Origin of the sequence: uncultured Mailhella sp., assembly GCF_944324995.1 — a bacterium.
Lineage (GTDB): Bacteria > Desulfobacterota > Desulfovibrionia > Desulfovibrionales > Desulfovibrionaceae > Mailhella.
In genome coordinates this window covers 438,888-458,567 of sequence record NZ_CALUYL010000001.1, presented here as the reverse complement: position 1 = coordinate 458,567, position 19,680 = coordinate 438,888, and the positions used below count along the sequence as shown (strand labels likewise).

Sequence of the window (19,680 nt, the reverse complement as noted above, 5' to 3'; positions counted from 1 at the left end):
GGCGGGAATGCGCAGCTTGGGATGAATGTCCACGGGAATGCCGCGGCCGTTGTCGCGCACGGTGACGCTGTTGTCCACGTGCAGGATGACCTCTATCTTGTTGCAGTAGCCGGCCATGGCTTCGTCGATGGAGTTGTCCACCACTTCGTACACGAGGTGATGAAGACCACGGCTGTCCGTGCTGCCTATATACATGGCCGGGCGCTTGCGGACCGCGGCCAGACCTTCCAGAACCGTGATGGCGGACGCGTCGTAAGAGTTCTTGCCGGACCGGAGATTTTCCTGGGTCATGTGATTTCCTGAATGATATTGGTTGGCCCCTTCGAGGCGGGGCGTCGTAGAGTTTTTCAGTATATACGAAAACGATGAAAACTTCAAACCCCTGTGCAGGGGATGGGCGCGAGCCCCAAATCGGCGCAGACAGGCTGCTGAGGGCTCTAAAGCGGACGGTCGGCCCGAAAGTTCCCGTTGCGGGGAACGGAGCGGACCGACCGGAGCGCATTTTACCTTTGGGAAAACCGACTATTCCTCTTCCGTATAATAGGAGGATTCGGCAATCTTCATGGGCATGAGAATGACGGTGTATTCCGCGTCTTCGGAACCGGTGATGCCGCAGGGGCCTTCGGCTCCGGTGAACACGTAGTGCAGGCTTGCGGACTGGAAGTGTCCGAGAATGTCCATGAGGCTGCGGGTGGGGAAGGCGATGAGTTCCAGATCGCCCTTGAAGGTTCCTTCAAGATGTTCGGTGGCGGAACCGGTTTCCTGACCCTGCGCGGAAAGTTCCACTTCCTGCGGAGAGAAGCGGAAATAGGTGCAGCGGTCGCTGTCGTTGTTGAAGATGAGCAGACGGTCGAGGGCGTTCAGCGTTTCGCGGCGATCCACGTCGAGCTGAGAGGTGTTGTCGCCGTCGAGTCTGGCCAGGAAGCTCAGATGATCGGGATAGCTGAAGTTGGCGCTGCGGGGAATGCTCAGGGTTTCGCTGCCGGAACCGGTGCGGATGTGGAAACGGCGTTCGCTGATGTTCAGCATGACTTCGTCGCTGCCGAGCCACTTGCGCAGTTCATTGACGTATTTCTTCTGGATGAGCAGGCCGTTTTCAGGAAGCAGATTGGCGAGCTCGTCGTTGATGAAGCGCACCATGGCGAACTGATGACCGTTCAGGCCGCATACGTCCACCTTCCCGGCGTCTCCGGCCTTGAGGTACAGGCAGGCCAGTCCTTCGGCGCTGTCGTCGTCGCTGATGCAGAAGGACACCCTGTCGATGATGTCCTGGAAGAAGTCGCCGGACCAGAGCACCGCGCCTTCTTCGGGGAAGGGAGGCAGAGGCTGGAACCATACCGGATCCACGGTGGGCAGCTTGTAGGAACGGCGTCCCTGCTCCACGGAAAGAATGTGCGATTCCTCGTCGAGACGAAGGCTGATGTCGCCTCCGGGCAGACGACGCAGAAGTTCCACGAAGGCGCGGCCGTTCACGCCCGCCGTTCCCTCTTCCTTGATCTCCGCAGGATACGTGCCGGTGAACTCGATGTTCACATCCGTGGACATGATGGTGAGCCGGTCGCCTTCGGGAGTCTTCACGGCCTGAAGCCAGATCGAGCGCAGATACGCGGCTCCCGCCTTGCTGGGAATGATGGACGCCGCCTTCTGCAGGCCTTCAATGATTTGTTCCTTTTTTACGGTTAAATACATGTTTTTTCCTTGTAGTAGAAGGTTTAATGTCGTCAGTTTGTTCCTATCTTAATCAACATTTTGATTTCATTGAATTTTATAGGAACAAAAACAGGAACCGCGAGGAAGAGAACGCACATTCAGAGCCTCTGCGGGGCCTCTGAAACGCTGTTTGCGCACTGTTTCGTCAGCTTTGTGATCAGCATGTGCACATCTTTGTTCGTAACTTTGAGTTTTTCAATTTTTTTCACAGCATACATGATAGTGCTGTGATCCTTGCCGCCGAAGATGAGTCCCAGCGAGGGATAGGACTCGCCGAGCAGTCTGCGGCAGAGGTACATGGCTATCTGCCGAGGCTGGGAAAGTTCCTTGTTTCTTGTGTTTTCGCGCAGTTGCGCCGAAGTGCAGCCGTAGTTCGAGGCCACGGCCGCGAGTATGGAATCCACGTCTGCAGGCGCGGTCGGAGCGAAGTGTTCGAGAATGCGTTCCAGCTCTCCGGAAGAGGGCATTCTGCCGTCCTGTTCGTAACGCATGCGCACATGTTCCAAAATGCCCTGAATGTGGCGCAGCCGCAGGCAGCGCCGCGCCAGCAGGAAGGCCGTGGGCCGGTGTTCGGGGAGCTTGGAGCGTTCCATGAACATTTGTGCAAAACGCATGCGCACGTCGAGATCCGGTTCGGAAAGGTGCAGGGCGAGATGGGAACAGAGGCGGTCGTGCAGCTCCGGCATGAGGGAACATTCCTGCGACATAGTGCCCAGAAAGAAGACGCGTTCGTTCAGGCTGTCCAGCAGGGCGGAGAGTTCTCTCTGCGCGGAGGACGAGCCTTCGAGAAACTGCAGATCGTCGATGACCACGGCGTCGAGACCGTGTGCGAGCCGCAGAAGAAAATCCGGGCATCGGCGGGCCCGGGCGAGCAGCTCGCTGCCGGAAAGAAAGACGGCCCGCCCGTGGAATCGTTCGTTCAGAAATCGGAAGGCGGCGCAGGCCAGGTGACTTTTTCCCGTGCCGGAAGCGCCGCGCAGAAGCATGGTGCGGGGAGCCTGCCGCAGGGCGGCGCGAAAAAGGCGCAGGGCGTCGCGGTTGCGGCTGCTGACGAGAAAGTCGTCGAAACCGGCGGAGGGCAGAGGCGCGGGCGACGCAGGCCCGGAAAGGGGAGAAAAGGCGGCGGGAGCGCCCTGCGGCCATTCGTAGCGCAGGGCCGTGCGGCTGCCGAGCAGACTGCGCGCGGCCTTTTCCAGATCCGCGCGTCCGCGCTTGTCGAACCAGCGGAAGAAAAGCTCGTGGGGCATGGACACGGTGAGCACTTTGTTCTCGCCGTCTTCCAGACTGAAACCGAGAGGGGAGAACCAGTCCGGCGTGCCGCCGCCCAGACGACGGCGAAGCAGGCTTCGCACCAGTGCGCCGTCGGCAGGAGAAACCCCGGAAAGAGCGGGGGAGCCTTCTCCTGCGGAATCTTCAATCCCGTCGGCGGCCCGGGGAAAGCTGGAAAGAACTTTCATGCGTGTTTCGGACGGATGTTTTGCTTTGAGAAAAGATGATGATTGATATGTGCAACTGTCTGACATTTCAGATGCCTGCATATCATGTCGCCCGCGGTCGACCAAAGGCGTACAGACTGCCGGGCATAAAAATTTTTACCAGAAAACGCTTGCATAAACAAGCAGTTTCTTGCTTATATACCTGTGGAGCGTTAAGCTCCTTTTCTTTTCTCTGCACTGAAAAATACGAAGCGTCCGACGTTATGATAAAAAAATATCAAATATTCCGCACGCTGTCTGCGCGCGTGCTTTGTTGTGTCCTTATCGGATCGGCCGTGGCCGCCGGCGCATGGCTGTTTTCCCGGGAGCGCGAAATTCCGGGCTATCTGATGTCCGTCAACGGCGCGGAGCTGCTGCCGCAGGCCGTGAAGCCGCATGATTTTTCCCTCGGCGCGGACGTTCCGGCGCTGGACGAGACGCGTCTTGCCACTCTGGGCAGCGGTCTTTCCTGGATGCGGGATTTCTGGAGCGAGGGCGGACTGTCTTCCGGCGAGGACGCCGAAGCCGCGCCGCGTTACGACGATTCTCTCAGCGCCTTCCTTTCTTCAAGGGGGGACATGTGCATTCCGAACTATTCCGAAGCCGTGCCGTGGGAGGAGGATTCGCGCTACATGGTGGAGGATTCCGGCTGCGGCACGCAGATGTTCCGCAGCGCCGTGCGCAGCGGCGACAACGCGGGTTCTCTCTTTCTCCGCTGGCTGGACAACAATGAGACCGACCAGGCCGTGAAGGCGGCATCGGCGGTGTATTCGCTCACGAAGATCATGCCCGGCCATCTGTTCAGCGTGGAGCGCGACAAGGAAAGCGGACAGGTCAGCCGCTTTTTCTACGACATCGACGAAGAGAGCCGTCTGGTGATCGAGAGGGCCGAGAACGGATTTTCGGCCCGCGTGGACGTGTTTGAATTCGACACGAAGCTCGTCAAGGTGAGCGGGGTCATCCGCTCCTCGCTGTTCGAGGCCATGGCCGACGCCGGGGAATCCGCCAATCTTGCCGTGCGTCTGGCCGACGTGTTCAGCCATCAGATCAACTTCGTGAACGAGGTGCAGGAAGGCGACACCTTCGAGCTTGTGGTGGAAAAGAAGTATCTCGGCGACGATTTCCGCCGTTACGGCGACATTGTGGCGGCCCGCTTCGTCAACGACGGGGAGACCTTTGAGGCGTTCCGCTTCGTGGACGAAAAAGGCCGCGCCCGCTACTACGCCGCGGACGGCAGCTCCCTGGAAACCGAATTCCTCAAGGCACCGCTCAATTTCACCCGCGTAAGTTCCGGCTACACCATGCACCGCCGTCATCCCATCTTCGGCAAGGTCCGCCCGCATCAGGGCGTGGACTACGCCGCGCCCCGCGGCACGCCCGTGAAGGCGCTCGGCGCGGGCAAGGTGACGTTCAAGGGCTGGAAGGGCGGCTACGGCAACACGCTCGTCATCCGTCACAGCGGCGGCATCGAAACGCAGTACGCCCATCTTTCGCGCTTCGCCTCGTCGCTCAAGGTGGGGCAGAAGGTCGATCAGGGCGAAGTGGTGGCCTTTGTGGGCGCCACGGGCACGGCCACCGGCCCCCATCTGGATTTTCGCGTCATGAAGAACGGAAAGTTCGTGCATCCCGACAGTCTTTCCGGCGCGCGTTCCGAACCGGTGTCCAGGGCAAGCCGCAAAAGCTTCCTCCAGACCGTGGCGAGCGCCCGCTCCCTGCTTGACAGCAACGCCGCCGTGGCGGAAAAGTAATCCGATTTTTTTGCTTGTATCGAAGGCTGGCGCCGTCTCCCCAAAGCGGGGCGCGCCAGCCTTTCCGTCCCCATATTTTTGAAGGCCCGCAAGGGCATGGAACAACAATGAACGAATCCGACTTTCAGCTGTCGAGCTACAACTATGATCTTCCCGAGGAGCGCATAGCCCAGTATCCTCCCGAAAAGCGCGGCGCGTCGCGCCTCATGGTGCTGGATCGGGCGAGCGGAAAAAACATTCACTCTACGTTTTCTCATCTGGGCGATTTTCTTCCCGAGGGCGCGCTGCTCGTGGCCAACAATTCCTGCGTGGTTCCCGCGCGCCTGTTCGGACATCGTCCCACGGGCGGCAAGGTGGAACTTCTGCTGCTCACGCCGCCTCCGCTGCTCAAGGCCTGCGCCTCGCTCGGGGCCGACGGCTGGAATCATGCGCAGGCCGAAGTGCTCTTGCGCCCCTCCCGCAGCATTCACGTGGGCGACCGCCTCGTGTTCGGCGACGACATCGCCGCCGAAGTGCTCAGGAAAAAGGAATTCGGTCAGCACGACGTGACGCTGTTCTGGAAGGGCGATCTTGTGGAATGCATGCGGCGCATAGGCAAGCTGCCGCTGCCGCCGTACATCAAGCGCGAGCAGAGCAGCGAGGACATGGCCCGCTATCAGACCGTGTACGCCGACAGGGAAAAGTCCGGCAGCGTGGCCGCGCCCACGGCGGGACTTCACTTCACCGACGCGCTTCGCGAAGAGCTGCGTCAGCGCGGTTTCGGCTGGGCGGAAGTGACGCTGCACGTGGGCTACGGCACGTTCAGCCCCGTGCGCGAACAGGACATCCGCGAGCATCCCATGCACAGCGAGTACGTGGAAGTGTCGCCGGAAACCGCGGCAGTCATTCGTGAGGCAAAGGCTTCCGGGCGTCCCGTGGTGGCCGTGGGCACCACGTCCTGCCGCACCATGGAAGGCTGCGCCGCGCAGAACGGCGGCGTCATTCCCGAAGGCGGCTGGCACGGCTGGACCAATATCTTCATCTATCCGGGCTTCCGTTTTCAGGTGGTGGATCATCTCATCACCAACTTCCATCTGCCCGAATCGTCGCTCATCATGCTGGTGGCCGCGCTCTGCGGCAGAGAGCGCATTCTTTCCGCCTACGCCGAGGCCGTGAAGGAAAAGTACCGCTTCTTCTCCTACGGCGACGCCATGTTCGTTCGTTGACGCCGTTTCCATCATCGCTCTCCGGCGATTCCGGCGAGGGCGATGCTTGCCCGGCTCGATAAAAAAAGACTCTCCGCATGCGTGCGGAGAGTCTTTTGCGTTATTGAAGCCGGGTGGGGTTTCGTTACTTCGCGATTTCCCAGATGGTGACGGGCACCGGCACTTCCTGTTCGGTGAGCGGCGAAACGGGAAGGGAGCAGATGCGCTTGTGGCGGAGCTTGTGTTCGGGCAGCGCGTCGAGAAGGTGATGGAAGATGTCCCTGCCGGGTTCGGATATCCACGCGCGGCCGCCGCTTTTCAGCATGGCGGAAAGAAAGGCGGCGATGGGGTGGGCGAAGTCCTTTTCGTACATGATGTCGCCGGCCCAGATGCGGTCGAAGCTTGCGGGCGGCAGCGTGGGATTCCGCCAGTCCATGACCTCGAAGCGCACGCCTTCCACGCTGTTGAGCACGGCGTTGACTCTGGCGTATTCCAGCGCCTCCGGCTCGTAGTCCATGGCGGTGACGTTCGCCCCGAGCCAGCGCCCGAGCAGCGCCGTGAATCCCAGGCCGCAGCCCATATCGAGGCACTCTTTGCCGCGTATGTCGTCCTGCATTTCCGCAAGCCACCCGGCCAGCGCCAGGGAAGAAGGCCATATTTCATTCCAGTAGGGCAGGTGGGCTTCTTCGCCTTCCTTCTGGTCCATGGCGGCCCAGAGCTTGTCCATGTCGGCGCGGCGGATGTGCCAGAGTCGGCCGCAGGACTGGAATATCCTGTCGAAGGGGGTAAACTGTTCCATGATGGTTCCTCAAGGCGACGTGACGTTGATGTTCGTAAATCCCGCAGGCTCAGCGAAGCGGCAGGGACGCGGCTTTGCCGCAGGCGTGTCAGAAGGCACGTCGGCGGGCCTGCGCGGGCCGTCCGGGGCGGGCGGTCGCAGTATAGTCCTTTGTTGCTCCGGCGTGAAGCGCGCCGCGGGGGGCGTCCCAAAAGACTTGCCGGGGCGCGGCAATAGGGGTATCATGCCTGTTCACCATGACTTTTCGCGTAGGAAAAGTCGGTTTACGGGGTGAACATCCGGGGCGTCGGCTTCGCTTTCTGCCCCTTTTGAAACGACGTGCGCGCCTGCCGACGCGCCACGCACAGAGCAAAGCAGGTTTGACATGGATAATAGGGGCGAGGATAGAAAGGATTTCGCTAGGCGTTCCTTCAGAAAAAATGACGGCGAACGCGGCGAAGGCCGGCGTCAGGAACATTCGGAAAATTTCCGCCCGCGTCGATTTGAACGCGGCGACGACGAGCGCCGCGAAGGGCGCAGAGACTTCAAGAAGGACGGCTACCGCATGCGTTCGGACCGCGGCGTGTCCCGCGGCCGTGAACTCGGCGCGCTCATGGATCTGGACAACGACATTCTGCATCTTGTGATGCGCCGAGCCCAGATGCTCGCCCGCCTGCGCCGCGGCGGACGCCTCGCTCCCGAGACGGAAAAGACCCTGCGCACCGCGTGGGAAAGCAAGGCCGCGCGCCTTGCCCGCGACAACCGTCTTTCCCGCGATCTTTTCGTGCTGCTCCAGACCATCGAGCCCCTGACCCGCATGGAAGAGGAACAGGGCTTCTACAATCTCGCTCCCAACGGCGAGGCCGTGGACATTCAGATTCCCGCGCCTTCCGACACCGTGGCCGCCCGCTGCTGGCTGGCCGTGGCCGCCGCCGCCGGACAGGTGACCCGCGTTTCCCGCGTGCCGCTGACCGACGCCGTGGTGAGCGGCGTGAAGGCTCTCAATCAGATAGGCGGTCAGCTCTGGTGGGAAGAGAACGGCGACGTGCAGAGCCGCGGCGGCAACGGTCTTGCCCGCAACATGGACAAGGTGGTCCACATCGGCGACGACGCCTTCAATCTCTGGCTTGTCGTGGCGCTTTGCCTGGGCATGCCCGCGCGTCTCAAGCTCACCGGCGACAGCTCCCTGCGTTTTCTCGATCTTGCGCCGCTGCGTCACTTCCTGCCGCAGCTCGGCGTGCGTCTGACCAACGTCATTCCCTCGCAGGACGGTCTGCCCGTGCGCATGGAGTGCTCCGGCCTCATTCCCCGTCAGATCCGTCTGGCCGACGATCTGCCCGAAGACTTCGTGGCCGCGCTCGTGCTGGCCTCCGCGTTCTGGGACACGAGCTGCCGCCTGACGCTTCCCGAACATGAACCCCGTCTGCTGCCGCTGGTGCTGGATGTGCTTTCCGGCTGCGGCATGAAGGTGGAAAAGAACGGCCGCGACATTCTTGTGGAGCGCGGCGATCTTTCCGTTCCCGCCGAGCCTGTGGTGCCCATGGACGCTTCCGTGGCTTCCGTGGTGCTCATGTTCCCCGGCTTCAACGGCGGTCGCGCCGTGCTCGAAGGCGTGTGGGGCAAAAGCGAGGCCGCTTCGCTCGTGGAAAAGATTCTGCGCGGCGCGGGCCTCAACGTGAAGTACGGTGCGAACAGGGTGGAGTGCTCCGGCAAGGAGCGCGAAACCTCCGCTCCCGCGCCTGAGGTGATGCGCGACGTTTTGGACCGCTGCCCCGAACTGCTGCCGCTTTGCGTCGTCATCATGGCGGCCGCGGCGCACGAAGGCGCGAAGGTCTCCCTGCCCGAGCTTTCCGAAGACGATCGTCACCTCGTGACGGCCTTCCTTTCCCGCTGCGGCGTGGAGGAAAAGGACGGCGTTCTCGTTCCGGTGGAGGAAACCGTGCCCGGCTCGTGGGTGGCTCCTTCCGCGCAGTGGGCCATGGCCTATGCTCTGGGCGCGTTCCTGAAGCCCAATCTGCACCTGTCCAATCCGGGCGTGATGACCGGTCTTTTCCCGGCCTTCTGGAACATGTACAACACCCTTCCTCATCCTGAACTGAAACGCAAAGTCGAGCAGGAGCCTGAAGATGCCAAACCCGCGCGCAGAAGAGTCATCGCCCATGGAGTCTATGGAGAGCTTCCTCCGGAAACCGCTTCCGGAGACGATTTCTGAGCTTGAGGCGCAGATGGCCGTCATCGGCGCGGTGCAGAAGGAGTGCGACAGAAAAATCCGGGAACTCATGGCCGCCGAGGACATAGCCAACGGCATTGTGTTCCCGCAGGAAATACACGAACTTCACCAGCAGAAAAACATGCTGGAAACGCACATGCAGTATCGCCGGGTGCGCATCAACCGGCTCAGGCTGTACAAGGGACTAGCGAGATAGTCCGGGCAGGGAGCGCGCGTTCCGAAAGGCGTCTTGCTTTCGGAACGGGAAGACATTCCCGCGGCGCTCCCTGCCGCATTCACCACGGAAACGCTCCAGTGAGGATATCATGAGCGAACAACATCAGTGCCGCCAGTGCGGAACCTGCTGCCGCAAGGGCGGACCGGCGCTTCACAGGGAGGACGCCCCGCTTCTGACGGACGGCGTGCTTCAGCTTCAGGATCTCTGCACGTTTCGCGCAGGCGAACTCGTGCGGGACAATTCCAACGATCATGTGGTTCCTCTGCCCGAGGAAATAGTCAAGATCGCCGCTCCCTACGGCTCCCGTCCCGACGTCTGGACCTGCCGTTTTCTCATGGAAGACAACCGCTGCTTCATTCACGACAGGAATCCCGCGGAATGCCGGGCCCTGTTCTGCGAAGATCCGACGGCGCTTTTGTCCATGCAGGGCGAGGACAGGCTGGACCGCAAGTCCATTCTGGAACTGCTTCATGCGCCGCAGTGGCTCATGGATTCCGTGGAAGCGCATGAGGCCCGCTGCAACTATGCGGCGCTCATCGAGCTGGCCTCTCATCTGGAAAAGCAGGAGGCGGCCCGTCGCGCGCTCGTGGAAGTGGTGGAATACGACAGGGCGTTCCGCGATCTCATGATGGAAAAGGGCAAGGTGCGGAAGGAAATGCTGGACTTTCTGTTCGGGCGTCCGCTTCTGCACACCGTCATCATGTTCGGCATAGACGCCAGACGCAATGCCGACGGCAGCATTACCCTCGTGCAGACCACGAAGGCAACCTTGAAGGGGCACGAATGATCATCGTCACCGGCGGCGCCGGCCTCATCGGCGCAAACATGATATGGGAACTGAACCGCCACGGCGTGGACGACATTCTCGTGGTGGACAACCTTGCTTCCACGGAAAAGTGGAAGAACCTCTCCCACCTGCGCTACAGCAACTACATGCATCGCGACAGATTCCTGGAACAGCTGCGTTCCGGGAAGAAGCTCGAAGGCGTGGACTGCGTGATCCACATGGGCGCGTGCTCCTCCACCACCGAGCGCAACGCCGATTTTCTCATGGAGAACAACTTCCACTACACGGTGGAACTGTGCCTCGCCGCCCTTGAGGCGGGAGCGCGCTTCATTACCGCAAGCAGCGCCGCCACCTACGGCGACGGAGAACTCGGCTTTTCCGATTCGCTCGACATCATGCCGAAGCTGCGTCCGCTGAACATGTACGGCTATTCCAAGAAGCTGTTCGATTTGTGGTGCATGGAGCACAAGCTGCTCGGCGAAGTGGTGAACCTCAAGTTCTTCAACGTGTACGGCCCCGACGAATACCACAAGGGCAGCATGATGAGCATGGTGTGCCGCGCGGTGCCGCAGGTGAAGGAAACCGGAAAGATCCGTCTGTTCCGTTCGGACAATCCGCAGTACGGCGACGGCGAGTCCGTGCGCGACTTCGTGTATTCCAAGGACTGCGCGGCCCTCATGCGCTGGTTCATGGAAACGCCTTCCTGCAACGGCATATTCAACGTGGGCACGGGCCGCGCCCGCAGCTGGAACGATCTGGCGAAGGCCGTGTTTGCCGCCATGGATCGCCCGGTGGACATCGAATACTTCGACATGCCCGAACACCTCAAGGGCAAGTACCAGTATTTCACCGAAGCGGACATGGGCTGGCTTGAACGCGAGCACTGCCCGGTGAAGTTCCATTCGCTGGAAGAAGGCGTGGACGACTACGTGCGCAACTACCTCATGCAGGACGATCCGTATCTCTGCTCGCTGTAGAGAGACGCGTCTCCTCTCTTGCTGAATCAGGGCCCGTTCCGACTTTCGGAGCGGGCTTTTTGATTTAACGTTGTCTGAGCGCAGCGCGTTTCAGGAAGAGATGGAACGGACGGCGGAAGTTTCTGAAAGCGTTCCGGGGCGCAGCGAGTCGAGGATTTAACAAAAAAAGCCGGCGAAGCATGGCAGTGACGCTTCGCCGGCGATCGTCTTTTTACAATCTACATGTCCACGGCTTCAAACACCGCAACGATGCTCTTTTTGGAGCGCAGTTCCAGCATGGAGCCGTTGATGTTCCATTCGTCGGCTTTGGCGAACATGGCGCGCATCTCTCTGGCCTGTTCCTCGCCCTGCGGGCACATGCGCAGGGTGGAGCCGCCGTCGGAAAAGCTGATGGATTCGTTCTTGCGCTTCCAGTTCATGAAGAAGTTGTTGCAGCCGTCGGAGCCGGAAGCCTGACCGTTGTCGCGCAGAATGAGATGGGGTTCCGGCTGCTCGGGAAAGAGTTCCACGGGCGCGCCGTTGAGCTCCCGCAGACGCCAGTAGGTCTGTGCGAGCGGCGCGGAAGCGTAGTTTTCCGTGGAGCAGACGCCGCCCTTCTGCACGAGAAAGACGTTGGACGCTTCCAGATGACCGTCCTGCATGCGGCCTTCCAGCACCACGGAGGAGTTGCCGTTGGACTGCAGAATGTGGCTGAGCTGATCGTATCCCCGCCCGGACGGCTGAATGGGGATGTCCCGCTGGGAATTGCATTCGGAAAACACGGGCTTGCCGTTCTGCTTCCTGAGTTCTCCTTCGATGAGAAAGCCCTTGGAGGGCCAGGGAATGTCGGCTTTTTTGAGTTCCACGGGCTGCGCGGCAAGGCCGTGGAGCAGCAGATTGCCGCCGGCTTCGCGCGTGGCGGTCACGGGCTTGAGCGCGCCGCGCGTGATTTCGATGGTGCGGTTTCTGTCTTTTTCCATCCAGGTGCCCATGTACTGATTGCGGTCGCCGTCCTGAGTGAGCAGGGCCAGGCCGTCGTCTTCAAGGTAGAGATGGACGGAAATGTTTTTCCCGCCGCTTTTCAGCGAACCCTGATAGCTTGCGGGCGTCTTGAGCTCGGGAAGCTGATGTTCGCCGGGCATGGTGCGATAGACAAGCACGTTCGGCCTGCCGGGAATGGAAACGACTTCGTCGGTCTGCGTGGCGAAGAGCGTTTCGCCGCTGTGCATGACGGCGGCGGCAAGACGCACCTCGTTCGGCATGGTCTGTTCAAGATAGTACACGCGGAAGGGAATGCTTCCGCTGCCGGACGAGGGCATGGTGGACGCGGCCACGGGCATGGGGGAGTGCAGCGGATAGAGCTGCACGCTGACCACGACTTCCGGCGGCAGGGCCATGCGTTCGCGGTAAAACAGCGTGCCTTCCAGCCTGCCTACCTTGGCCCGGCTTTTTTTCCATACCACGGCGGAGCCGTCGGCGTCGGTGAATTCCAGTCTTCCCGAGCCGGACTTGGCAAGCACGAGCTTCTGCGTGCGCACCTTGTCGCCGGGGCTGTCCATGGTGGCGAGCGAGAGCACGCCGTTTTCCAGATTCCAGCTTACGCCGGAAATGGCGGTCTGATCGGGCAGGCCGAGCGCGCCGTCTTCGTCCAGAAAGTAGATCCGCCCTTCGTCATCCACCCATGCGCCGCTGATGTCTCCCGGAGTGCCCGAAGTGGCGACGCAGGAAATGAGAAGAAGCGAGCAGAAAAAAAAGAGCAGTGTTTTATGCATGCGGTTCCTCAGTTCAGGCCAGGGCCACGAGGTCGTACTCCCTGGTCTCTACGATGTCGGCTTCCACCAAGGCGCCGTTTTCCACGCCCGGGCCGCTCACGTAGGTCAGGCCGTCCACGTCGGGGGCCTGGAACCAGGTGCGGCCGGTGTGAAGACCGGGCCATTCTTCGGAACTTTCATCGACCAGCACTTCCATGCGCTGTCCGGCGTAACCGGCGAGAATCTCCTCGCTGATGCCGCGTTGCAGTTCCATGAGTTCGTCCTTTCTGGCTTCCTTGACGGAGTCGTCGATCTGATCGGGCATGGCTGCCGCGGCCGTGCCCTCTTCAGGCTGAAAGGCGAACACGCCCATATGGTGAAAGCGGTTCTTTTCCACAAAATCCATGAGCGTGCGGAAATGTTCGTCGGTTTCTCCCGGAAAGCCCACCATCATGGTCGTGCGCAGGGCGGCTTCGGGGAAAAATTCGCGTATGCGGTCCACCGCCTCCTGCGGATTGCCGGAGAAGGGGCGGCCCATGCGGCTGAGAATGTCCGGGTGGGCATGCTGCAGAGGCATGTCGAAATACGGCACGAACGGCTTGCCCGCCTCCTTGAGAAAGCGCAGCAGGTCGCGGGTGAGTCCGCCCGGATACAGATAGAGCAGGCGCAGGCGTTCCAGTCCGTCGAGTGCAAGGAGCTTTTCCAGAAGAACGCGCGGATCCTTGCCGAAGTCCGTGCCGTAGGCGGTCACGTCCTGCGCCACGACGATGAGTTCCTTCACGCCGTCGTTCACGAGGGCGGAGGCTTCCGTCACCAGCTTGTCGACCGGTTCGGAAGCGTACTTGCCGCGGATGGACGGAATGGCGCAGAACGAACAGTTGTGACGGCAGCCCTCGCCGATTTTCAGCCAGGCGTAGGAAGGGCCGGTGCTGAGCAGGCGTCCGGCGGCGGCGTGTTCCAGATGAAGCGCGCGCATGATCTGATCGGCCCAGGTGTCGATGTCGTCGGTGTGGAGCCAGAGATCGACTTCCGGCAGCTCGGACTTGAGATCGGCGATGCCGTAGCGCCCGGGCAGGCAGCCCGCCACGGCCAGGAACGGCTTTTTGTTTTTCGGCAGCTCGCTGAGATCTTCGATCATCTGAAGGACGGTCTGCACGGATTCCTGCACAGCCGGCGCGATGAAGGCGCAGGTGTTGATGAACACGAGGTCGGCCTGTTCAGGCTCGTCCACGGTGAGAACGGGGCCCAGCGAGCCCAGCAGACGTTCGGTGTCCACGCGGGTTTTGGGGCAGCCAAGACTTTGGGAATAGATACGGAGCATTACTCTACCTTCGAGCAGGCCTGGACTTGTCAACAGGACTGGCCTGAGATATCCCTTTCTGCCATGAAAACAGCCTTTCGGCAAGGAGACCCCCATGACGCTGCTTGAGACGCTCATTCTCGCCACCCGCAATCAGGGCAAGGTGAGGGAACTGCGCGAACCCCTGGCCCGTTTCGGATTCGACGTGAAAAGCCTGCCCGACGATTTTCCCGAAATTCCGGAAACGGGAACCACGTTTGAAGAAAACGCCCTCATCAAGGCCCGGGCCGTGGCCGAAGCGCTCGGCGTGCCCGCGGTGGCCGACGATTCCGGCATAGAGGTGGACGCGCTCGGCGGCGCGCCCGGGGTGTATTCCGCAAGGTACAGTCTGGACTGGCCGGAGCGGGAAGGCGAAAGCACGGACGAGCGCAACAACCGCAAGCTCCTTGCCGAGCTGGAAGGCGTGAGCGCGGAAAAGCGCACCGCGCGTTTCCGCTGCTGCATGGCCCTGGTGTACCCTTCTTCGTGGGAGAACAGACCGGAAGACATTGTGGTGAGCGGCGCGTGGGAAGGGCGCATTGCGGACGCGCCTTCGGGAAGCAACGGCTTCGGCTACGATCCGCTTTTTCTCGATCCGGCAAGCGGCCGCACGGGCGCGGAACTTTCCCGCGAGGAAAAGATGGCGCGCAGCCACCGGGGCAAGGCGCTGGCCCGTCTTCTGGAAGAGCTGGAAAAGCGCGGGAACCTTCGCTGACGCTTTGGCGCTTCCATGATTTTTTGAGTGCTGAAAGGCCCTGTTTCTTCTTGCGGAAACAGGGCCTTTTCTGCGGCAGGAGCGCGCAGAAGTGCAGATTCTGCGTTCAGGCCGCGTCCGTCACAGAATTTTGCGGATTACTTGTTCTTCAGCGGAAAATGGATGTGGGGTGTGTAGGTGTAGCTCTGGCTGAAGAGCGGCGAGGTGATGATGAAGTTCGCCGTGGCGCGGTTGTTGGCGATGGGAATGTCGTACACCTGGGCGATGCGCAGCAGGGCCTTGACGTCGGGGTCGTGAGGCTGGGCGGTGAGCGGATCGGAGAAGAAGATGATGATGTCGATGTGGCCTTCGGCCACCTTGGCGCCTATCTGCTGATCGCCGCCGAGCGGGCCGCTGAGGTAGGGCGTGACGGGCAGACCCGTTTTTTCATTGATGAGGTGCGCCGTGGTGCCGGTGCCGCAGAGAAAGTGACGGGCCAGAATCTGGCTGTGTTCCGCGCACCATTCGATGAGGCTTTCCTTCATGTTGTCGTGGGCGATGAGAGCGATGTGCTTGGTGGCGCTCATGGTTCTTTCCATGGTGTTCCTCACTTTTGCAGGCCGGTGCGTCCGGCGGCATGGGTTATGTTTCTGACGGCGTCATGGTAGGCGGTCAGTGTGAAGCCTGTATGAAGAAACAACGCTTCTTCATGCGGCAAAATGGTCGAATCCCGCAGAGGCCGGAGTCCGGCCGTTGAGCGTGATGCCGCCTCGGCGCACCCGTCCGAGCGCGAGCGCGGGCGCGTTCAGTTCGCGCGCAAGTTCCGGCCACAGCGCTTCGGGGCAGGTGCCTGCAAGGGCGTAGTCCTCGCCGCCTTCAAAGGCGAATTCCGGAGCGCTGACGCCCGTGTCCGAGGCAAAGCGCAGAATCTCTTCCGGCAGAATGTCTTCCGCCAGCGCGATGTCCGCGCCGAGCCCGGAGCGGCGGCTTGCCAGAAGGCGGGGCAGATCGCGCGCGAGCCCGTCGGAAACGTCCATGAGTCCGATGCGGTTTCCGGCGTCGTGGCGCAGGGCGAATCTGGCGACGGCTTCGCCTTCCCGGGCCAGCGGCTTCGGGCGCAGATGCCTTGCGCAGGCTTCGGGCCAGTCGCATTTCGCCTCTTCCGCCTCTTCGGGCGAGGAGGCGCGCTCAAGCAGCGAGAGTCCGAGCCTTGCCAGCCCCACGGAGCCCACGAGAAACACCACGTCGCCTTCTTCGGCCGCGCCGCGGCGAAGCCCCTGCGGCAGCGCTTCGGGAAGTTCGCCCCAGGCCGTGACGCACACGTTGACAAGCGAGGAGCGGGCCAGATCGCCGCCGGAAAGCGCCAGGGAAAAATCGTCGCACACGGTCTTCACGCCCCGGCAGAAGTCGGTCAGCCAGGCTTCGTCTTCGCGTCCCGTGAGGGTGAGCCCCATGGAAATGCCCACCGGCCTTGCGCCGCTTGCGCCCACGTCGCTCACGTTGACGGCCACGGACTTGAAGCCGATGTCGAAGGGGGTGAAGTAGCGGCGGCGGAAGTGCGCGTCTTCGGCGAACACGTCGGTGGTCAGGGCAAGCGGGCCGCCCGGGCGGAGAACGGCGCAGTCGTCGCCGCGGCCGAGCAGAAGCGCCGGGTGATCTTCGGGGAAAAAGCGGTCGATGAGACCGAGAATGTCGTCTTCGCTGGCCATGCGCATGGCTTACTCCAGGGTGAGGTAATCGGCGAGAATGATTTTCAGGCCGAGGCCGGGAAAGTTCACCCGGTACTTGTCCGGCGGAATTTCCTCCACAATCTTGCCGCGACCGAACAGGCGGTGACGGCAGAAGCCGAGTTTTTTCCTGACGGGTTTGGCGTCCGGGCTTTCCTCCAGCGTGCGGCCGTTCTTCACGGCTTCGCGCACGGCGGCCAGATAGGCGTCGTCCGCGTCTTCGCGGGAGCGGGGCGAGGGGGCGAAGTCCCTGTCGCGGGGCGGCCAGTCGTCGTCATCATCCTTCCGGCGTTTCCCGCGGAAGGAATCGTCCGTTTCCTCGCCGTCTTCGTCCCAGTGCCAGGAGCGGCGCTTCGGCGCGCCGAAGCCGGAAAAGACCGGCGCGGGCTGTTCCCGGATGCGGCGTTTCGTCAGCGCGCCGCCGTAGTTTTCATAAATTTCGTTCAGCGTGTCCGTGGGCAGTTCGCGGATGAAGGGACTCGGCGAAGCGGGTTCCTGACTGCCGGAGCTGCGGTTGTAGAGGCTGAGCGGCACGAAAAGATCGAGCGTGTCCTTGGCGCGCGTGCAGGCCACGTACATGAGCCGCCGCTCTTCCTCGAAATCTTCGGGGCGCACCAGCGCGTGGCGGGAGGGAAAGCGGTCTTCCACAAGATCGATGACGAGCACGGCCGACCATTCCAGCCCCTTGGCGGAATGCACGGTGGAAAGGGTGATTTTCTTCTCTCCGTCGTCTTCTTCCGGGGCTTCTTCGGGGCTGTCCAGGGAAAGATCGGCGATGAAGAGCTGGAGGTCTTCGTAGGACGAGGCGATGCCGGACATTTCCTCGAGGCCCTGCAGGCGGCGGGGCCAGTCGTCAGGAAAAAGTTCCTCCATTTTCGGGCGGTAGTGTTCGAGAATGGTGTCGATGACTTCTTCGGGGCGGGGATTTCTCACGCGCAGGTCGGCAATGAGCGCCATGTTTTCCAGAAAGTCCGGCCAGCGGGTGCAGGCTTTCTTGAGCGCGGCCTCGTCGCTGCCGGAAGCCAGGGCGAAGAGCTTGCGCGAGGTTTTCGGGCCGATGCCGCGGGAGAGCGCGGCGATGCGGTCGAAGGAGGGCAGATCGAGAGGATTGCTCACCAGACGGGCGAAGGCCATGACGTCCTTCACGTGGGCGGCTTCGGCGTAGCGCAGGCCGCCGTATTTGCGGAAGCCTATGCCGCGCTTGTTGAGCTCGATTTCCATGTTGTAGGACTGGTAGCCCGAGCGGAACAGCACGGCGATTTCCCGGGCGGGCACCGTGTCGAGCAGCTCTTCGATGCGCCTTGCCGCGAGCACGGCCTGCGTCTTGTCGCTGAGGGGCCGGTACAGCGTGACCGCGGGCTCGGCGGGCACGGGGCGGCGGGAGAAAAGATGCTTGCGGTAGCCTTCGGTGGTGTTGGCGAGCAGGCTGTTGGCAATGTCGAGCACGGGCTGCACGGAGCGGTAGTTCTCTTCCAGCCGGATGATGCGCGTGTTGTGAAAGAGCTTGGGAAAATCGAGAATGTTGTGAACGGTGGCGCCGCGGAAGGCGTAGATGGACTGCGCGTCGTCGCCCACGGCCATGATGTTGCCGTTCTCTCCGGCCATCATGCGCACGAGCCTGGCCTGCACCTTGTTGGTGTCCTGATATTCGTCCACCATGATCTGACGGAAGCGCTGCTTCTGCGTTTCCAGCACGTCGGGCTTGTCGAGGAAGAGCTGTTCCAGCTCGAAGAGCAGATCGTCGTAGTCGAGGAGGGCGTGTTCACGCTTGTATTTGCGGTAGGCTTCGCCGAGTTCCGCCAGATCCGAGGCGTGCGGCAGCAGATGCTGCGCCTCGCGGCGGAGCACCTCGTCGAGTTCCATTTCCTTGTTGCGCGCCTTGCTGAGCAGACCGAGCACGGCCTGCGTGCGCGGAAAGCTGCGGTCGCCCTTGCCTATTTTCAGCGCTTCCTTGCAGGCCTGAATGGCGGCGACGCTGTCGGAAGTGTCCATGACCGTGAGGGAGCCGCCCGTCCAGTCCGGGCTCCAGCGCCGCAGCACGGAAAAGGCGAAGCTGTGGAACGTGCCGCCCTGCACGCCGAGAAGCTGATGGTCGAGCAGATTGGCGGCGCGGTGCAGCATTTCCTGCGAGGCCTTGCGCGTGAAGGTGAGCAGCAGCATGGAATGCGGATCGATGCCGTGTTCGGCCAGCCACGCCAGGCGGTACACGATGGTGCGGGTTTTGCCGGAGCCTGCGCCGGCAATGACCAGCATGGGCCCTTCGGGCGCGGTGACGGCCTGTTTCTGGGCCTCGTTGAGAATGGAGATGTCGAGCATGGCGTGAATCAGTCTGCGGAAGGACCGTCGATTTCATCGGCGGAGGGAAGAGGATCGGGGGCTCCGGCTTCGCGCAGCCTTGCCCACAGCTCGTCGATGCCGAGCCTCGTGACTGCGGAAACCACCACGGGTTTCTGTCCGCCGAGAATGGCTTCCCAGGTCTTCTGCTGGGCGGAGCGTTCCTTGAGGGAGCACTTGTCGGCCTTGGTGAGCACGGCGATGACGGGAAGCTTCCGGGCTTTGGCGAAATCGGCCATCAGCCGGTCGGACTGCTGCGTGGGAATGCGGCAGTCGATGAGCAGGGCGAGCGCGCGCAGCGTTTTGGTTTCTTCCAGATACTTCTGAATGAGGGCCGCCCAGTTGCGGCGCTCCTCGTGGCCGCGGCGGGCGTAGCCGTAGCCGGGCAGGTCGGTGAGGCAGAAGCCGTCGGGCTTGACCAGAAAAAGGTTGACCGAACGGGTCTTGCCCGGTTCGGAGCTGACCTTGGCCAGTTTTTTTCTGCGGGCGAGAGCGTTGATGAGCGAGGACTTGCCCACGTTGGAGCGGCCGGCCAGCGCAATCTGCGGCATGTGATGCGAGGCGTCTTCCAGCTGTTCAAGGGTGTACAGGGTGGCCAGAAGTTCCAGCGCGGGTTCGGAACAGGTCTTTTTTTCGGCGGACGGGTCGGTCATGGCGCTCCTCCCGAGTTGACAAAGTGAGCCTCTATCGGACAATATATCTTGCTTTTCGGAAAAAGCCGAGATTAGCCTGCTCCGGCGGAAAAGGCAA

17 protein-coding genes are annotated in these 19,680 nt (G+C 61.7%); 7 read left to right on the top strand and 10 right to left on the bottom strand.

Features of this window, described 5'->3' with window-relative positions; translation table 11 throughout:
- From Q0K02_RS01930 to Q0K02_RS01920, 3 genes are all read right to left on the bottom strand, one after another.
- On the bottom strand, positions 1 to 291 hold a 291-nt coding region (locus Q0K02_RS01930; RefSeq protein ID WP_294484483.1), incomplete at its 3' end, for an ATP-binding protein.
- 231 nt (positions 292 to 522) lie between these two features.
- On the bottom strand, positions 523 to 1,689 hold the full coding sequence (gene dnaN / locus Q0K02_RS01925; protein WP_294484480.1) for a DNA polymerase III subunit beta: 1,167 nt from the start codon (positions 1,687 to 1,689) through the stop codon (positions 523 to 525).
- Between the two features lie 119 nt (positions 1,690 to 1,808).
- Positions 1,809 to 3,167, bottom strand: coding sequence for a helix-turn-helix domain-containing protein (locus Q0K02_RS01920; protein ID WP_294484477.1), 1,359 nt, complete (start codon positions 3,165 to 3,167; stop codon positions 1,809 to 1,811).
- 314 nt (positions 3,168 to 3,481) lie between these two features.
- Here Q0K02_RS01920 and Q0K02_RS01915 point away from each other — a divergent pair, with 314 nt between their 5' ends.
- Positions 3,482 to 4,933, top strand: coding sequence for a M23 family metallopeptidase (locus tag Q0K02_RS01915; RefSeq protein WP_294484475.1), 1,452 nt, complete (start codon positions 3,482 to 3,484; stop codon positions 4,931 to 4,933).
- A 107-nt stretch (positions 4,934 to 5,040) separates the two neighbouring features.
- Positions 5,041 to 6,138: a tRNA preQ1(34) S-adenosylmethionine ribosyltransferase-isomerase QueA gene (gene queA, locus Q0K02_RS01910; protein ID WP_294484474.1), complete on the top strand. Its 1,098-nt coding sequence runs from the start codon at positions 5,041 to 5,043 to the stop codon at positions 6,136 to 6,138.
- Positions 6,139 to 6,262: 124 nt separating this feature from the next.
- On the opposite strand, the gene Q0K02_RS01905 is transcribed toward queA, so the two are convergent.
- Complete coding sequence (locus Q0K02_RS01905; RefSeq protein ID WP_294484471.1) at positions 6,263 to 6,916, bottom strand: methyltransferase domain-containing protein; 654 nt, start codon at positions 6,914 to 6,916, stop codon at positions 6,263 to 6,265.
- A gap of 364 nt (positions 6,917 to 7,280) precedes the next feature.
- Here Q0K02_RS01905 and Q0K02_RS01900 point away from each other — a divergent pair, with 364 nt between their 5' ends.
- The 4 genes from Q0K02_RS01900 to rfaD all read left to right on the top strand — a co-directional run bounded on the left by Q0K02_RS01900 (position 7,281) and on the right by rfaD (position 11,106).
- Entirely contained in the window at positions 7,281 to 9,107 is a 1,827-nt protein-coding gene (locus tag Q0K02_RS01900) for a 3-phosphoshikimate 1-carboxyvinyltransferase (RefSeq protein ID WP_294484470.1), read from the top strand.
- Positions 9,108 to 9,120: 13 nt separating this feature from the next.
- The gene (locus Q0K02_RS01895) at positions 9,121 to 9,321 is read left to right on the top strand and encodes a hypothetical protein (RefSeq protein WP_294484469.1); all 201 of its coding nucleotides are present in this window, start codon (positions 9,121 to 9,123) and stop codon (positions 9,319 to 9,321) included.
- Between the two features lie 109 nt (positions 9,322 to 9,430).
- Positions 9,431 to 10,129: a YkgJ family cysteine cluster protein gene (locus tag Q0K02_RS01890; RefSeq protein WP_294484467.1), complete on the top strand. Its 699-nt coding sequence runs from the start codon at positions 9,431 to 9,433 to the stop codon at positions 10,127 to 10,129.
- Positions 10,126 to 11,106, top strand: coding sequence for an ADP-glyceromanno-heptose 6-epimerase (gene rfaD / locus Q0K02_RS01885; protein WP_294484465.1), 981 nt, complete (start codon positions 10,126 to 10,128; stop codon positions 11,104 to 11,106). Before Q0K02_RS01890 ends, rfaD begins: the two co-directional genes overlap by 4 nt.
- A gap of 218 nt (positions 11,107 to 11,324) precedes the next feature.
- Here the strand turns inward: rfaD and Q0K02_RS01880 are convergent, their stop codons facing one another.
- Together Q0K02_RS01880 and rimO are read right to left on the bottom strand one after the other, a co-directional pair.
- On the bottom strand, positions 11,325 to 12,857 hold the full coding sequence (locus Q0K02_RS01880; RefSeq protein WP_294484464.1) for an META domain-containing protein: 1,533 nt from the start codon (positions 12,855 to 12,857) through the stop codon (positions 11,325 to 11,327).
- Between the two features lie 13 nt (positions 12,858 to 12,870).
- The gene (gene rimO, locus Q0K02_RS01875; protein ID WP_294484462.1) at positions 12,871 to 14,157 is read right to left on the bottom strand and encodes a 30S ribosomal protein S12 methylthiotransferase RimO; all 1,287 of its coding nucleotides are present in this window, start codon (positions 14,155 to 14,157) and stop codon (positions 12,871 to 12,873) included.
- Between the two features lie 94 nt (positions 14,158 to 14,251).
- Between rimO and rdgB the strand changes: the two genes are divergently transcribed.
- Positions 14,252 to 14,890, top strand: a complete 639-nt coding sequence (gene rdgB / locus Q0K02_RS01870) for an RdgB/HAM1 family non-canonical purine NTP pyrophosphatase (protein WP_294484459.1) — start codon at positions 14,252 to 14,254, stop codon at positions 14,888 to 14,890.
- Between the two features lie 137 nt (positions 14,891 to 15,027).
- On the opposite strand, the gene Q0K02_RS01865 is transcribed toward rdgB, so the two are convergent.
- From Q0K02_RS01865 to yihA, 4 genes are all read right to left on the bottom strand, one after another.
- Positions 15,028 to 15,468 (bottom strand): methylglyoxal synthase, encoded by a 441-nt coding sequence (locus tag Q0K02_RS01865; protein WP_294484457.1) that lies wholly within the window; start codon positions 15,466 to 15,468, stop codon positions 15,028 to 15,030.
- Positions 15,469 to 15,576: 108 nt separating this feature from the next.
- Entirely contained in the window at positions 15,577 to 16,584 is a 1,008-nt protein-coding gene (gene thiL / locus Q0K02_RS01860; protein WP_294484455.1) for a thiamine-phosphate kinase, read from the bottom strand.
- A 3-nt stretch (positions 16,585 to 16,587) separates the two neighbouring features.
- On the bottom strand, positions 16,588 to 18,912 hold the full coding sequence (locus tag Q0K02_RS01855) for an ATP-dependent helicase (protein ID WP_294484453.1): 2,325 nt from the start codon (positions 18,910 to 18,912) through the stop codon (positions 16,588 to 16,590).
- Positions 18,913 to 18,920: 8 nt separating this feature from the next.
- The gene (gene yihA / locus Q0K02_RS01850; RefSeq protein WP_294484451.1) at positions 18,921 to 19,583 is read right to left on the bottom strand and encodes a ribosome biogenesis GTP-binding protein YihA/YsxC; all 663 of its coding nucleotides are present in this window, start codon (positions 19,581 to 19,583) and stop codon (positions 18,921 to 18,923) included.
- Between the last annotated feature and the right edge of the window lie 97 nt (positions 19,584 to 19,680).